Annotated in this window: 15 protein-coding genes; 3 read left to right on the plus strand and 12 right to left on the minus strand. The window is 69.5% G+C overall.

Annotation, left to right across the window (positions count from 1 at the left end):
- Nucleotides 1-550: 550 nt before the first annotated feature.
- Nucleotides 551-1024, plus strand: coding sequence for a transcriptional regulator (locus tag AB0H56_RS31335; RefSeq protein ID WP_357170242.1), 474 nt, complete (start codon nt 551-553; stop codon nt 1022-1024).
- Nucleotides 1025-1076: 52 nt separating this feature from the next.
- Here the strand turns inward: AB0H56_RS31335 and AB0H56_RS31340 are convergent, their stop codons facing one another.
- On the minus strand, nt 1077-1484 hold the full coding sequence (locus tag AB0H56_RS31340) for a hypothetical protein (RefSeq protein WP_357170245.1): 408 nt from the start codon (nt 1482-1484) through the stop codon (nt 1077-1079).
- A gap of 78 nt (nt 1485-1562) precedes the next feature.
- Nucleotides 1563-3059, minus strand: coding sequence for an NAD(P)/FAD-dependent oxidoreductase (locus tag AB0H56_RS31345; protein WP_357170248.1), 1497 nt, complete (start codon nt 3057-3059; stop codon nt 1563-1565).
- Nucleotides 3060-3139: 80 nt separating this feature from the next.
- On the opposite strand from AB0H56_RS31345, the gene AB0H56_RS31350 reads away from it, so the two are divergent.
- Together AB0H56_RS31350 and AB0H56_RS31355 are read left to right on the plus strand one after the other, a co-directional pair.
- A complete protein-coding gene (locus AB0H56_RS31350; RefSeq protein WP_357170330.1) occupies nt 3140-3652 on the plus strand; it encodes a hypothetical protein in 513 nt (170 codons plus the stop codon).
- A gap of 9 nt (nt 3653-3661) precedes the next feature.
- Nucleotides 3662-4384, plus strand: a complete 723-nt coding sequence (locus AB0H56_RS31355; RefSeq protein ID WP_357170251.1) for a VIT family protein — start codon at nt 3662-3664, stop codon at nt 4382-4384.
- Here AB0H56_RS31355 and AB0H56_RS31360 read toward each other — a convergent pair.
- From AB0H56_RS31360 to AB0H56_RS31405, 10 genes are all read right to left on the minus strand, one after another.
- Nucleotides 4381-5955 (minus strand): Na+/H+ antiporter, encoded by a 1575-nt coding sequence (locus AB0H56_RS31360; protein ID WP_357170254.1) that lies wholly within the window; start codon nt 5953-5955, stop codon nt 4381-4383. The two genes, AB0H56_RS31355 and AB0H56_RS31360, sit on opposite strands and share 4 nt — an antisense overlap.
- 53 nt (nt 5956-6008) lie before the next feature.
- A complete protein-coding gene (locus tag AB0H56_RS31365; protein ID WP_357170257.1) occupies nt 6009-6566 on the minus strand; it encodes a hypothetical protein in 558 nt (185 codons plus the stop codon).
- A 131-nt stretch (nt 6567-6697) separates the two neighbouring features.
- Complete coding sequence (locus AB0H56_RS31370) at nt 6698-7657, minus strand: MlaD family protein (protein WP_357170259.1); 960 nt, start codon at nt 7655-7657, stop codon at nt 6698-6700.
- A complete protein-coding gene (locus AB0H56_RS31375; protein WP_357170262.1) occupies nt 7654-8706 on the minus strand; it encodes an MlaD family protein in 1053 nt (350 codons plus the stop codon). Before AB0H56_RS31375 ends, AB0H56_RS31370 begins: the two co-directional genes overlap by 4 nt.
- On the minus strand, nt 8703-9791 hold the full coding sequence (locus AB0H56_RS31380) for an MlaD family protein (protein WP_357170265.1): 1089 nt from the start codon (nt 9789-9791) through the stop codon (nt 8703-8705). Before AB0H56_RS31380 ends, AB0H56_RS31375 begins: the two co-directional genes overlap by 4 nt.
- On the minus strand, nt 9791-10792 hold the full coding sequence (locus AB0H56_RS31385; RefSeq protein WP_357170268.1) for an MlaD family protein: 1002 nt from the start codon (nt 10790-10792) through the stop codon (nt 9791-9793). Before AB0H56_RS31385 ends, AB0H56_RS31380 begins: the two co-directional genes overlap by 1 nt.
- The gene (locus tag AB0H56_RS31390) at nt 10780-11784 is read right to left on the minus strand and encodes an MlaD family protein (protein ID WP_357170333.1); all 1005 of its coding nucleotides are present in this window, start codon (nt 11782-11784) and stop codon (nt 10780-10782) included. Before AB0H56_RS31390 ends, AB0H56_RS31385 begins: the two co-directional genes overlap by 13 nt.
- A complete protein-coding gene (locus AB0H56_RS31395; protein ID WP_357170270.1) occupies nt 11784-12815 on the minus strand; it encodes an MlaD family protein in 1032 nt (343 codons plus the stop codon). Before AB0H56_RS31395 ends, AB0H56_RS31390 begins: the two co-directional genes overlap by 1 nt.
- 4 nt (nt 12816-12819) lie before the next feature.
- Nucleotides 12820-13686, minus strand: a complete 867-nt coding sequence (locus tag AB0H56_RS31400; protein ID WP_357170273.1) for an ABC transporter permease — start codon at nt 13684-13686, stop codon at nt 12820-12822.
- Nucleotides 13686-14531 carry an ABC transporter permease gene (locus AB0H56_RS31405; RefSeq protein ID WP_357170276.1) on the minus strand — a complete coding sequence of 282 codons (846 nt, stop codon included), beginning with the start codon at nt 14529-14531 and terminating at the stop codon, nt 13686-13688. The genes AB0H56_RS31400 and AB0H56_RS31405 overlap by 1 nt, the downstream gene beginning before the upstream one ends.
- Nucleotides 14532-14641: the final 110 nt, after the last annotated feature.

Raw genomic sequence — 14641 nt, forward strand, 5'->3', positions numbered from 1 at the left:
CTCCTCAACCGGGGGGTATGAGAAGCGGAACCAATAATAATATTGGCACTGACATTCATCGACACACTATTGAGTTCTCAAAGAACACACGCACAGGCCTCTACCCTCAACATTTCATCGGGGCTTCGGCAAGGCAACTGTTCCAACCTAGCGCAGACAACCCAACCGAAGCAAGTTCGGGGAAGGAAGCTGACCAGGTGATCCGTCAGGCGCTCGGCGGACTGTGTCCGTGTCGCTCTGACTCGAAATAAGTTACGCAGCCGCGAACACGAAGTCAAATCGCCTGGAAGATCCGGCGTTTCCCCAGGTCAGAGTCGGGCACCCGGCGCGGCCGGCGGCCCAACACGCCTCCGGGTCGCACACCGCGCGAGCTGAGACACCGACGGCGACTCACCGGCAACTGATCGTTCGTCCAGCTTTCCATCGTCCGTTAAATGCCTTCTCACCTGGAACTATGTCCGGCGCCACATGGACACCCTCCCCTGGCCGATATACAGTTCACGGACCATCAGCAATTCTTTGGTTAACTCAGGCGCGGAAGGAGGCCGAGGTGACCGACGATCTCGACTCGGTCGAACGTCGTGCCTGGAGCGCGGTGGTCACCCTGGCGATGCGCGTTCCCAGCGCGCTCGACTCACGGCTGCAACGCGAGTTCGGGGTGACCCACTTCGAGTACCGGGTCATGGCGCTGTTGCGCGAGGCGCCGGACCACCGGATGCGGCTGAGCGTGCTCGCCGCGCGGGGGCACGGTTCCATCTCCCGCATCTCCCATGTGGTGTCCAAGCTGGAGCGGGTCGGCTGGGCCAGGCGGGTGACGGCGACGTCGGGCCGCGGGGTCGACGCGGTGCTCACCGAGAGCGGGCTGGCCAAGGTCGTCGAGGCGACGCCGGACTATCTGGTCGCGGTGCGCACGCTCGTGCTGGACGGGCTCGACGCACCGCAGAAGGCGGAGCTGGCCACCCTCGGCGAACGGCTGTCCGATCATCTCGTCGGAACCCTCCGTGGGGACGAGCCTGCCTCCTGAACCGGCGATGCCGCCCCCGGTCGGCCGGGAGCGGCATCGTGGCGAGTGGTTCTCAGGCCCTGTCGGGGTGCCAGGTGGCGACCGCCCAGATGACCACGATGTCGAGGATGATCACCAGGATCGACCACCACGGGTAGTACGGCAGCCACAGGAAGTTCGCCACGATCGACAGCGCCGCGATCACCATCGCCGACACCCGTCCCCACGTCTGACCGGCCAGCAGACCGATCGCGACGATCACCGCGATCGCGCCGAAGATGATGTGCCACCATCCCCAGGCCGTCAGGTCGAACTGGTAGGTGTACTCGGGGCCGACGACGATCAGGTCATCGTTGGCGACGGCCGCGATTCCCTGCAGGATCTGCAGGACACCGACCACTGCCAGCAGGATGCCGGCCCCGATGGAGGTTCCCGCCGCGATGCCCTCTCGGACGGGATGCTGATTCTGGTTCGTCGTCATCGCTCGGCCTTTCCCTCACGTCAACAGACGTGCCACCGCGGCACACACCGACGGTAGGAAGCCGACCGGCGACCCGCCTCACCCGTTGCGGGTGAATTCGCGGACCCGGCGCACCGGGCGCAGCGTCTTGCCGAGGTCGGTACGCAGCGTGAACAGGGCGTCGAGCAGATAGTTCTGCCTGACCCGCCACGGATGCCGGTCGCCCTGGCGGGGGAAGGCCGCGATCGAGCGCTGGATGTAGCCCGCGTTCAGGTCGAGCAGTGGGCGCTCGCTGAGCGCGCCCTTCGGATCGGGGACCACCGCGGCGGCGCCGGTGCGGTCGAGGTGGGTGAGGACCTTGCAGACCAGGCGCGAGGTGAGGTCGGCACGCAGTGTCCAGGACGCGTTGGTGTAGCCGACGCAGATCGCGAAATTGGGCAGGCCGGTGAGCATCGCGCCCTGCCAGACGAACTGCTCGGCCAGCGGCACCGGGGTGCCGTCGACCGACGGGGCGATCCCGCCGAAGGCGAGCAGGCGCAGGCCCGTGGCGGTGACGATGATGTCGGCGGGCAGGAGCTTGCCCGATTCCAGGCGGATGCCCTCCGGGACGAACGCGTCGATCCGGTCGGTGACCACCGCGGCCTTGCCTTTCTTCATGGCCTTGAAGAAGTCGGCGTCGGGCGCGGCGCACAGGCGCTGGTCCCACGGGTCGTAGTCGGGGGTGAAGTGTTCGGCCACCAGCCGCTCGTCCTTGAGGATGCGCGTGGTGAGGCCGGTGAGCAGCTTGCGCGCGGCGGCGGGGCGCCGGCGGCAGTACTGGTAGAAACCGATGTTGAACAGGATGTTCTTGGTCCGGATCAGCCGGTGCGCGAGGCCGGCGGGCAACAGCTCGCGGATCTTGTCGGCCTGCTTGTCGCGGCCGGGGACGGCGCTGATCCAGGTGGGCGTGCGCTGCAGCATGGTGACGTGCTCGGCCTCGTCGGCCAGCGATGGCACCAGGGTGACCGCGGTCGCGCCGCTGCCGATGACGACGATCCGCTTGTCGCGCACGTCGAGGTCGGTGGGCCAGAACTGCGGGTGCACGAGGGTGCCCGCGAAGTCCTCGCGGCCCGCGAAGTCGGGATCGTGCGGCTGCTGATAGTCGTAGTAGCCGGCGCAGGTGTAGAGGAATCCACAGGTCAGCGTGCTCAGCTCGGGACCGTCGGGGCCCTCGTGGGCGATGGTGAGCTGCCAGCGCGCCCGCGCCGACGACCAGTCGGCGCCGATCACCCGTGACCCGTAGCGGATGTGCTTGTCGATCCCGTTCTCGCTCGCGGTCTCGCGGATGTAGTCCAGGATCGACGCGCCGTCGGCGATGGACTTGGCCGCGCGCCACGGCTTGAACGGGTAGCCGAGGGTGAACATGTCGGAATCGGAACGGATGCCCGGGTACCGGAACAGGTCCCAGGTGCCGCCGAGATCGGCGCGGGCCTCGAGAATCGCGTAGCTGCGCCCGGGGTGTTCGGTCTGCAGCCGGTAGGCGGCCCCGATACCGGACAGTCCGGCCCCGACGATGACGACGTCGAGGTGTTCGGGGGCAACGGCGGAGTCGGTCATGGGGTCCAGTGTGCCGTGTCTCGCCTATTCTCGGTGCCGTGTCGATCTTTCGCCGGGCGGGCTGGTCGTTCGTCGGCGTACTGGTCATCGCGCTCACGGCCGCGGTCGCCGGATGGCCGGTGTTCGTCCGGCCGCAGCTGGACCCGCTGCGGCGCGCCGAGGTGATCGTCGTTCTCGGTGGCGTGCCCTACGAGCGCTTCGACCTCGGCATCGAGCTGGCCGAGCGCGGTTTCGCGCCCGAGGTGCTCATCGCGCAGACCACCCCCGACGATCCGAACATGGATCGATTCTGCGGCGGGCGCTTCGCTTTTCGCGTCTCCTGCTTCGTGCCCGATCCGACCCGCACCGACGGGGAGGCGCGCGAGATCGTCCGGCGGGCGACGATCTACGGCTGGCGCCATCTGATCGTCGTCACCGCGACCTCGCACGTGTCGCGGGCGCGCTACCTCGTCGGCCGGTGCTACGACGGCGAGCTCACCATGGTGGGCAGCGGCGCCGGGGACGGGCTCTCGTTCTGGTCCAGGGTGTATGTGCGTCAATCCGCCGGGTATGTCCGGGCTTTCGTGAACCAGCGGTGCGACGAGGTCGTTTAGGCTGGTCGGGTGCCGGACTCGTCGACCGATACCCACCCGCACGAACCCCACGCCGAGGGGCTGGCCTCCCGGCTGAACTGGCTGCGCGCCGGAGTGCTCGGCGCCAACGACGGCATCGTGTCCACCGCCGGGCTGGTGGTCGGTGTCGCGGCGACCACCAACGACAGCACGACGATTCTGGCCGCGGGCGTGGCCGGCCTCGTCGCGGGCGCGATCTCGATGGCCGCCGGTGAGTACGTGTCGGTGAGCACCCAGCGGGATTCGGAGAAGGCACTGCTGGCCAAGGAACGGCGTGAGCTGGCCGCCTTCCCCGACTACGAACTCGCCGAGCTCACCGAGATCTACGAGGCCAAGGGGCTGAGCCCGGCGACCGCGCGGCAGGTCGCCGAGGAACTGACCGCGCACGACGCCTTCACCGCGCACGCCGAAGCCGAACTCAAGCTCGACCCGGACGAGCTCACGAACCCGTGGGCGGCGGCCGGATCCTCGGCGATCGCCTTCACCTGCGGTGCACTGCTGCCGCTGCTGGCGATCGTGCTGCCGCCCGCGCAGTGGCGGGTGCCGGTGACGTTCGTGGCGGTGCTGGTCGCGCTCGCGCTCACCGGCTCGCTCAGCGCGCGGCTCGGCGGCAGCAGGCGGGGCAGGGCGGTCCTGCGAGTGGTCGTCGGCGGCGCGCTCGCGATGGCGATCACCTACGCGATCGGCACGCTCACCGACACCCTGGGCGGCTAGCGCATCGGGCCGAGATCGAGCCTGCGGGTGACCCGGTCCACGACATCGGGCGGCATCCCCGGTTCGCGGCGCGCGGCGAGCGCCTCCCGGCGGCCCGCCTCGACCACCGCCTCCCTGGCCGCGCGCATCCGCGCCGCGAATTTGCGCTCGTTCTCCAGGGTGGCCTTGGCGTCGGCGTCGGCGGCTTCGGGGTCGGCCTTGGCGGAGATCTGGCGCAGCCGGTCGCGCAGGTCGTCGTAGACATCGGGTGGCAGGCCCTCGCTGTCGGCGATGCGCTGCAGTTCGGCGAGTTCGGCGCGGCGCACCCGGATCCACAGTTCCTTCTCCAGCGCGCGTTCGGTCTTGGTGTCGGCGTGGACCCCGGTGATCCGGACGACCAGCGGCAGCGTCGGCCCCTGCACGAGCAGGGTGAACAGCACGACGGCGAAGGCGACGAACAGGATCTGCGAACGGGCGGGGAAATCGGCGCCGGAGTCGATGGTGAACGGCACGGCCAGCGCCAGCGCCACCGTCGCGACGCCGCGCATCCCCGCCCACCAGGTGACGACCACCTCCCGCCAGGTGAACGGCTCGTCGGTGAGGCGTCCCAGCTTCCTGCTGATCGTCCACGTCGCCAGCAGCCAGACCAGCCGCAACAGCACCACGACCGCGAGCACCGCGACGGTGACCCCGGCCAGCCCCGACCAGTCGCCGCCGGTGGTCTCGATGACCACGCGCAGTTCCAGGCCGATCAGCGCGAACGCGAAGCCGGTGATCAGCATCTCGGCGATGTCCCAGAAGGCGTCGGCGACCAGCCGGTATTCGCGATCCCCGATCTCGGTGACGGCGTCGGTGAGATACAGCGCGCACACCAGCACCGCGAGCACCGCCGAGCCCTCCCAGTGCTCGGCGACGCCGTAGGCGACGAAGGGTAGCAGCAGGCTGAGCGCGACCTGGCCGGTGGCGTTGTCGAGGTAGCGGGTGAGGCGACTACCCAGCCAGCCGAGTGACAGTCCGACGACGAGCCCGACCACCGCGGCCAGGACGAAGTCGCCGAGGGCGTGCCACGGGGAGAACAGGCCGGTCACCACGGCCTGGATGCCGACGGTGTAGATGACGATCGCGGTGACGTCGTTGAACAGGCCCTCGCCGCCGAGGGTGACGATCAGGCGCCGCGGCAGGCCGAGCCGGCTGGCCATCGAGGTCGCCGCCACCGGATCGGGCGGGGCGACCAGGGCGCCGAGCACCAGGCCCGCCGCGACCGCGGTCGCCGGGTTCCAGGCATGGAACACCGCGGCCACCGCGACGGCGGTCACGATCACCAGGCCGACCGCCCGCAACGCGATGATCTGCCAGTTCTCGGCGAACTGCCGCCACGAGGTGCGCCGGGCCGCGGCGTAGAGCAGCGGCGGCAGCACCAGCGGAAGGATGAGTTCGGGCGGCACGTTCAGGCTGGGTACCGCCGGGATGAGCGCCAGCAGGCAGCCGAAGACGGTCATCAGGATCGAGGGCGCGACCCCGATCCGGCCGCCGAGCGATTCGGCCAGTACCGCGGCGAGCAGGATCACCAGAGTGAGCACCAACTGGTCCATAGCGGATCAGTCTCATCGACGCCGACGGCCCGCGCGGGGCGACCCGCCGACCGTCAGGGCCGCACGGCGGCGGCGGGCGGGACGAAGATCGGCGGCAGCGGGAACGGCAACTGGATGACCGGCGGTGGGGGCGGCGGAGGCGCGGGCAGCGGTTCCGGCGCAGGCACCGGTTCAGGTTCCGGCGGCGGGGGCGGCTCGTAGGCGGGCGGTTCGTAGACCGGCGGCTCGTAGACGGGCGGCGGGGGCGCCTGGACCGGCTCCGGTTCCGGCGGCGGGGGTGGCGGCGGTGCCGGCGCGGGCGGGACCGCGGCGTCGGGAGTGGTGGCGGTGCAGGTCCAGGCGCCGGCGTCGTCGACCCGCCAGTGCGCGACGATGCCGCCCGCCGAACAGTTACCGCCGACGCGCCGCGCCGGCCACGGTGGGGCGAAGGCCACGGCCTGCCCGGAGGCCTCGTCCGCCGAGACCGGTGATTCGGCGCCCATCTGGTTGACCCGGTCGTTCTCGTCGCCCTGGTTCGCGCGCATGACCAGGCCGAGCGCGACGACCAGCGCGAGCAACGCGGCGAGTACCGCCGCGATCGCGATCACCCGGGTTCTGCTGCTCTCTGCCATCACACCGCCTTCGCCCGCGGATCTGGACTCCCCTCGTCCAGCAGGCTACCGCACGGTTGCTCGATGGCGGCTCTGGTCGAGTGGACTCCACTGGCCAGGGCACATACGTATATTCAGTGGTTGCCAGATGTTTACTTGATCGCGACCCGCACCTTCACCGCGTCGGCGTCGGTGTTGTGCAGCGCCTGGGCGATCAGCGCGCTCAGATCGAGCTGGGGTCCGGTCGCGGTGATCGACTCGGTGAGCGGGCGCAGTCCGGGCAGGAGCGCGGAGAGTTCCGGGCCGATCTCTTCGAGCTTGGCGGTGAGCTCCTGCAGGAACGGCACGAGGCCGCCGTCGCGCAGGTACATCTCCGGGTCGCCACCAGCCGCGCTCACCCGTCCGACCGACTCGACGAACTCGTCGATGACCTGGCTCAGGCGTACGAACGCCGGTGCCGCGGCGGAGGTGGCCGGGCCCGCCCAGCCGATGTCGCCGGAGACGTACTCGAAGTTGTTCTGCAGCTCGGCGATCGCGGGTGCGCGGCTCATGATGGCGGCGGCGAGCAGATCGCCTGCGCGCGCGAGTTCCGGGATGACGTTCTCGGTGCCGGTCATCGCCTGGCCGAGGGTGTCGACCAGCGACCCGACGACGGCCGGATCCAGCTGCTCGACGGTCTTGGTGACCAGCCGCGCGACCTCCGGAATCGACATCGGGGTGCGCACGTTCTCCCCCGCCAGCCGCTGCCCGTCGCTCAGGTAGGGCCCGTTCCCGTCGCGCGGCACGAACTGCACGTACGGCTCGCCGAGCGAGGACAGGTGCTCGATGGTGACGATGCTGCTCATCGGCACCTTGTTCGCCGCCCCGATCCGGAAGCCCACCTCGACGCCGCCGGACGCGGCCGGGTCGACGGCGGTGACCTTGCCGATCTCGATGCCGGTCAACAGGATCGGCGAGCCCACGCTGAGGCCACCGGAGTTCGCGAGCTCGATCGAGGCCTCGGTGTAATCGGCGAGCGGGTCGACCTTCACGACGCCGAAGGTCAGGTAGCTCGCGCCGAGCACCGTGATGGCGGCGATGCCGGTGAGCGAGGCGAGGGCACCGATCTTCATCGCACCATTCCGATCATCCGCAGCGCGGTCACGATCTGTTCCACCTGTTCCTGCTCGGACAGCTGGACGCTGGTGACGTTCACCTTCGGGCCGCGCTCGGCGAAGGGAATCACCTTGTCGCGCAACAGCGCGGTGAGCAGCGCCATGTTGGTCGAGGAGCGCAGGTCGGCCGAGCCGCCGGTGGCCAGGGGCAGGAAGGCGGTCGCCGCCGCGTCGCCCGCGCCCGCGATCGGGGCCAGCCAGGTCAGCGACGAGCCGACCGGGCCGAGCGCCTGGAAGATCGTCATGGTCTTGGCGATCGAATCCTGGTTGCCCGTCAGGGAGCGCACGGCCTCCGGCGTGAGGATGTTCGTCAGTTCGGCCTCGATGCCCACCATGACCTCGGCATTGGCGGCCAGGCCGTTGACCAGCAGGTCCACCTGGTCGAGGTTGGCCGCGAGATCGGCGGCGTCGGCGCCCATGACGGCGGAGATGCGCGCGGTCTCCTTGGGATCGCGCGGCATCACCGAGTTCACCCGCCCGATCATGTCCTGCAGCTGACCGATCGCACCGCCCTGCACGAACAGGGCCATGGTGGCCATCGTGTCTTCCAGCTGCACCGGCGGTTTCGTCTGGTCGATGCCGATGGTGCCGCCGTCGCGCAGCAGCGCGCCGAAGCCGTCCTTCGGGGTGGTCAGCGCGACGTGGATGTCGCCGAGGATGGTGTCCTGGCGCAGTTCGGCGATGGTGGAGGTGGGCAGCTGCACCGAGTCGCGGATGTCGGCCTCGACGACGACGTAGCCACCACGACCGGCGGGCGCGTCGGCGGGCTGGATCACCCGGACGGCGTCGACGGTGCCGATCTCGGCGCCGTTGGCGATCACCTTCGACTTGGCGGGCAGGTTCAGCGCGCTGCTGAACTCGATCTGCACGCGGTAGGTCGGGCCGCTCACGCTGGAGCCCGGCACCGGCACCTCGGCGGGGTCGAAACCGCAGCCGCCGACCGCGAGCCCGGCCGCGAGCGCCAGCGCGATCGCGGTGCGCCGCACACTGTTCCGTCGCACGTTCATCGGGCACCTGCCATTCCCAGCACCACCTGGACGAGGTTCACATCGGTCAGACCCGCCGCCGGATCGGCGCACTGTCCGGGGACGAGCGCGTTGAGCGCGCCGCACACCTGGTCGGCCTCGGCGGTGGGCAGCGCCACCTTCGGCGGGGCGTAGGTGATCGCGGTGCCGCCCGCGACGCTCTGGAACGCCGAGGTCAGCGCGGGCATCTTCAGCACCACTTCGCGCAGCGATCCGACGTTGGCGCGCAACAACTTCACCAGCGGGACGGCACCGTCGAGCGCGCCGATCAGCGGGTCGCCGAGGATGGTGGCGAAGTCGTTGAGCATCGGCAGCACCTCGCGCAGTCCGTCGAACAGCGAGGTGGCCGGGCCGAGCAGGTCGTCGGAGGCCTGGTTGAGCAGCGGCGCCAAGCGCACCAGCATCGTCTGCAGGTCGCCCCAGTTGGCGGCGACCCGGTTCGAGACCGAGGCGAACGCGTCGAAGAGCCCGGCCAGATGGCCGATGTCGGCGTCGGGCTGGTTCATCGCCGAGCCGAGCTTGTGCACGAGTTCGTTGATCGTCGGGCCGGTGCCGACGGTCGCGCGGTCCAGCGAGGCCAGCCCGTCGACGAGCGCGCTCGGCTGACCGGCCTCGGCGCCGGAGAGCTGTTCGGACAGACTCGCCAGCGCGGTGAGCGTCTCGGTGATGCTCTTCGGGGTCAGCGTCTTGGTGATACACCCGCCTGCCAGCCGCTCGGTGTTCGCGCCGCTGGCCAGCACGGCCAGATTGCGGTCGGCGGCAACGGAATACGCGACAGTGGTCGCCGAAGCGTCGGCGTAGACCGGGTATTCGGCGTCGACCTCGAACTCCACCCGCACCTTGGCGCCCTCGTTGCGCACCGCGGTCACCTCGCCGACATCGATGCCGCGCATCGTGACGTGGTTGCCCGGGTAGAGCCCGATCGCGTCGGGCATGAGCGCGCAATAGGATTCGGTCTTCTTCAGCGGATCGAAGGCGACGAAGTAGCCGCCGATCACCAGCGCCACCAGCACGGCGACACCGGCGATCGACATGAACGCCTGGGATCCGAGGAGTCGTTTCAGCATCAGCACGCCTTCCCCGGCAGCGGCACACACACGGCGGACTGGTCGACCACGATGCCCGCCTCCGGCGTCGCCAGTTCCGAGAGCTTGGTCTGCAGACTCGACACCGTCGCGAGCAGCGGCTCGAATCGGCCTTCCAGCTCGCGCAGGCGCGGCAGCGCGTCGGCCAGTTCCTGTGCCTTCGGCTTCAGGGTGGAGTCCCAGCTGGGAGCCAGCCCGGCGAGCCGGTTCACCACCGAGACCAGCAGGCGGACCGCCTCGGCCAGTTCGGCCTTCTTGCTCAGCAGCACGTCCTCGAGCAGGTTGACGTTGTCCATCAGCCTGCCGAGATCGGACTTGGCGCCGTCGTACATGGAGATGTACTCGTCGAGGATCGCGATCGAGGTCGACACCTGCGAGCGCTGGCGATCGAGCATGTCGACGTACTTGCCCACGGTGTCGAGGGTGGAGCGCAGCGCCTCCGGGGAGGCGGCGATCGCGGAGTTGGCCGCGGCCAGGTTCTCGCGCACGGTGTCGCCGTCGACGGCGGCCAGCGGCGCGGTCGCGTCCTGGAAGGTCTCGATCAGGCTGTAGGGCAGGCGGATCCGGTCGGCGGGGATCGCCTCGTCGCCCAGCGGCCGCGAACCGGCCGGGTACAGCGCGACGTAGTGGCCGCCGACCACGGTGAGCATGCGGATGTCGAGGGAGGTCTGGTCGCCGACGAACACCTCGCGGTCGACGGTGAACTCCATCAGCACCTTGTCCGGCTTCAGCTCGAGCGAGGTGACGCTGCCGACCGAGATGCCCGCCAGGCGCACGTCGTCGCCCTCGCGCACCGACTGCGCCTCGCTGAGCTCGGCGGTGTAGGTGTGCTTGCCCAGCGGCACCACGTAGACGATGCCGGCGCCGATGATGAACAGGACGACCAGGCCGAGGCCGATGATGCCCATCCGCAGTTCGCGGGCGCGCTTGCTCGCCTCGTCCAGGATCGGGCGGTCGCCCGAGAAGAACTTCAGGCGTTGCATATCGTCACCTTCTGTCCGGCGATCAGCACCTGCAGCGGAGCGGGCACCTCGGCGGCGCCGTTGCTGCAGGTCGGCGTGAAGTCGGCGAAATCGCGCGAGAGCGAGGAGTCGACGGTGGCCAGCAGGCCGGGCAGGCGCCCGAACACGTCGACGGCTTCCTGTGGATCCGGGAACAGGCCGCGGATCAGCGCGTCGACCTCGGCGCTGCCGCCCTCGACCAGGCCGAGCGAGGCGAGCAGCCGGTCGACCGGGGCGAGCACCGACGGCGCGGTGGCCGCGAACTGGGCGACGCCGCCGATGTTGCGCTGCATCGCCTCGAAGATGTCGGTGAGCCGGGCAAGCAGCGGCAGCAGGTAGCCGACGCGGCCGCCGTGCCGGTCGCCTAGCGTCGACAGGTTGCGGATGAGGGTGTTGATCACCTGCTGGCGGTCCTCGGCGTAGCTCGCGAGCTGGTCGATCGCGGTGAGCGCGGGACCGAGGCCGCTGCCGTCGCCCTCGATGACGGCGAGCATGCTGGCGGTGAACTGGTTGATCGCCTCCGGCGACAGCGTCGCCAGCACCGGCTTGAGGCCGCTGAACAGGCTGGTCACGTCGAAGGACGGCACGGTCATGTTCGCGCCGATCCTGGCGTCGGCCGCGATCCGGTTGCCCGGGGTCGGCGCCTGCTGCAGGTCGATGTAGCGCTGGCCGGTGAGGTTCTGGTAGCGGATGGCCAGCTTGCTGTTGTCGTAGATCGGGGTGTCGGTCTTGACCGTGAGGTGCACCTTGGCCTTGTCACCCTCGAGGCTGATCTTCTCGACCTTGCCGACCTGCACGCCGAACATCCGCACGTCGTTGCCGACCTTGAGGCCGTTCGCGTCGGTGAACAGCGCGTCGTGCGCCTCGGTGTCACCGGAGACCGGGCGCTTGATCAGGGTGAAGACGAGTCCGAGCACGGCCAGCATGACCAGCGCGAACACACCGAGTCGCAGCGCGACGCCACCGACCTTCATCACGCACCGGCCTTTCCGAACAGCGGCACCGCGATCGCGGGCACGCCGCTGAGCTCGACGTCGAGGTTGAGAACGGGACCGTTCGGGCCGTCGGGCATGGCGCCGCGCAGGTTGTTCAGCAGCGCCTGCAGGTCGGCGCCCGTCTGACGCGGGTTGGGCGACATCTGGGCCAGCGCGTACAGCATCGGCGCGAGCATGTCGGTGGTCTCGGCGAAGTGGCCGCCCGCCGTGGTCAGGGTGGTGGTCAGGGCGGGCAGGATGGCGCCGCCGATCACGCCGACGCCGATGTCGTAGCGCTCCTTGTCGACCTGGGTCACCTTGATCTCGCTGAGCCGGTCGATCACCTGCATGGTGGCGCCGGCGAACTGGCCGCCGCCGTCGAAGGCGGGACCGAGCTTGCCGAACAGTTCCGATGGCGCGACGTCCTGGTTGTCGGCGATGGTCTTGGCCACCGTGATCAGGGCCTGGACCAGCGGGGTGAACGCCTTGAAGTCGGCGGCCAGCTGGGAGACGACCGTCGCCATCTGCGGGCTGGTCACCGTCATGCCGACCTGGGACAGGCTGCGCAGAATCGCGCTCATCGTCGCGTCGTAGACCCGGTCGGAGTTGGCGCCGGTCAGATCGAGCACCGCGCCGGCGCGCAACGGGTTGCCGCCGGTGCCGCGCCGCAGTTCGATCTCGGCGATGCCGAACAGGTTGGTCGGGGCGTAGTCGACGGCGAGGCTGTCGTCGATGCCGTGCAGCCGGTCGGCGTCGAGCAGCAACGAGATCTGCTGGGTGCCGCGCTCGCCGGGGCTCACCTCGGCGACCTCGCCGACCGTGACGCCGTCGATGCGGACCTGGCTGCCCGCGCTGATGCCGTCACCGAGGTGTTCGGTGTGCAGCGCGATCCGCAGGCCCTCTTCGGTCTTCAGGTTGCGGTAGGCGACCGTTCCGAGCACGACAACGGCGATGATGCCGAGGATGATCGCGCCGGTCAGCCGCGAGGTGCGCCGATCGGCGGCGACGCCGGGCATTCCGTAGTTAGGCACTAGCTCACCCCGTAAAACTGATCGCCGAGTTGAAGCCCCACAGCACGATCGACAGCACCATGTCGATGGCGACGATGGCCACCGAGCTGGCCCGCACCGCGCGACCGGAGGCGATACCGACGCCCTCGGGTCCACCGGTGGCGAAGAAGCCGAAATAGCTGTGCACCAGGATCACGACCGTGCCGAACACGGCGACCTTGATGACGGCCGCGATCATGTCGAAGCCGGAGATGAACTGGAAGAAGTAGTGGTCGTACACGCCGGCCGACTGCCCGTAGACCATCGTGAGCAGGCCGCGGCAGGCGCCGTAGGACAGGATCAGCGCGATCAGGAAGGTCGGCACGATGGCGATGGCACCGGCGATGACGCGGGTGGTCACCACGAACGGCACCGAACGCAGGCCGAGCGCCTCGATCGCGTCGATCTCCTCGGAGATGCGCATCGAGCCGATCTCGGCGGTGATCCGGCAGCCCGCCTGGGCGGCGAAGCCGATGGCGGCCGCGATCGGGGCGAGCTCGCGGGTAGTGGCGTAGGCGGAGATGACACCGGTCACCGGGCCCATGCCGAGCATGTCGAGCGAGGCGAAGGATTCGACGCCGACCGAGGCGCCCATCACCAGGCCGAGCACGATCATCATCGGGACGGTGCCGCCGCCGACGATGATCGAGCCACGGCCCCAGGTCATGTCGGTGACCGCGCGCAACGTCTCGTCGCGGTAGCGGCGCAGCGTCAGCGGCACCGAGGACAGCACCTGCCAGACGAACACGGCGATGAAGCCGAGGGATTCACCCGCGGAGGCGACGCGTTTGCCCAGGCGCGCGGGACCACGCAGCCAGTGCAGTGAGGTGGGGAGGTAGGAGGAGGCAGCCATCACGCCAGCTTCGTCGGGAGGAACATGGCGCTGATCTGGGTGCCGAGCAGGTTCACGATGGCGATCGAGACCACCGAGAGCACGACGGCGGCGTTCACCGCGTCGGCCACACCCCGTGGCCCGCCCTTGGCTTCCAGCCCGCGCTGGCAGGCGATGACGACGACGACGAAACCGAAGATCAGCGCCTTGAGCAGCGAGACCCACACGTCGCCGACGGTGGCGAAGGAACCGAAGGTCGACCAGTAGCTGCCCGGTGTCACGCCCTGACCGCCGACGGCGACCGCGTAGCCGGCGATCACGCCGACGAAGATGATGAGCACATTGAGCATCGGGGCGACGATCAGCATGGCCGCCATGCGCGGGATCACCAGCCGGTGCACCGGGCTGATGCCCATGGTGTTGAGCGCGTCGATCTCCTCGCGGATGGTGCGCGCGCCCAGGTCGGCCGCGATCGCCGCCGCGCCGGCGCCGCCGAGCAGGAACCCGGTGGCGATGGGCGCGCCCTGCTTGATGACGCCGAGACCACCGGTGGCGCCGAGCATCGAGTCCGCGCCGAGGCTGTGGATCAGATTGCCCACCTGCAGCGAGACGATCACGCCGAACGGGATGGCCATCAGGATCGCGGGGATCGCGGTGACCGTGATCAGGCGCCAGGCCTGGAACAGGGTCTCGCGCCACTGGAAGTGGCCGCGCGCGACATCGGTGACCGATCCGGTGACCGATTCCTTCGCGAGGTCGACGGCCCGCCCGAACGTCCGCAACGACGACACGACCGTGTCGGTGAAGTTCTTGCGGACGATCTGGGTGGCGGAATCCGGCTTCGCGGAACGCAGATCGGTGGACATCAGCGATGCCCCCGGCCCGCTCGCGAAGCGCGGGAAATGGTGATTTTCATACCGCACTCTCTGGCTTCGGCGTCGGTGCCAACTCCAGCAAGCTAACCGGTACTCTGCGT

Origin of the sequence: Nocardia sp. NPDC050717 (assembly GCF_040654275.1) — a bacterium.
In the GTDB taxonomy this organism is placed as follows: Bacteria; Actinomycetota; Actinomycetes; order Mycobacteriales; family Mycobacteriaceae; genus Nocardia.

Bases quoted from the DNA above. Each gene is read 5' to 3' on its own strand.
- AB0H56_RS31365 (WP_357170257.1), bottom strand. From the start codon at position 6,566: ATGGCAGAGAGCAGCAGAACCCGGGTGATCGCGATCGCGGCGGTACTC.
- AB0H56_RS31390 (WP_357170333.1), bottom strand. From the start codon at position 11,784: ATGAAGGTCGGTGGCGTCGCGCTGCGACTCGGTGTGTTCGCGCTGGTC.
- AB0H56_RS31375 (WP_357170262.1), bottom strand. From the start codon at position 8,706: ATGAACGTGCGACGGAACAGTGTGCGGCGCACCGCGATCGCGCTGGCG.
- AB0H56_RS31345 (WP_357170248.1), bottom strand. From the start codon at position 3,059: ATGACCGACTCCGCCGTTGCCCCCGAACACCTCGACGTCGTCATCGTC.
- AB0H56_RS31405 (WP_357170276.1), bottom strand. From the start codon at position 14,531: ATGTCCACCGATCTGCGTTCCGCGAAGCCGGATTCCGCCACCCAGATC.
- AB0H56_RS31385 (WP_357170268.1), bottom strand. From the start codon at position 10,792: ATGCAACGCCTGAAGTTCTTCTCGGGCGACCGCCCGATCCTGGACGAG.
- AB0H56_RS31370 (WP_357170259.1), bottom strand. From the start codon at position 7,657: ATGAAGATCGGTGCCCTCGCCTCGCTCACCGGCATCGCCGCCATCACG.
- AB0H56_RS31380 (WP_357170265.1), bottom strand. From the start codon at position 9,791: ATGCTGAAACGACTCCTCGGATCCCAGGCGTTCATGTCGATCGCCGGT.
- AB0H56_RS31360 (WP_357170254.1), bottom strand. From the start codon at position 5,955: ATGGACCAGTTGGTGCTCACTCTGGTGATCCTGCTCGCCGCGGTACTG.
- AB0H56_RS31400 (WP_357170273.1), bottom strand. From the start codon at position 13,686: ATGGCTGCCTCCTCCTACCTCCCCACCTCACTGCACTGGCTGCGTGGT.
- AB0H56_RS31340 (WP_357170245.1), bottom strand. From the start codon at position 1,484: ATGACGACGAACCAGAATCAGCATCCCGTCCGAGAGGGCATCGCGGCG.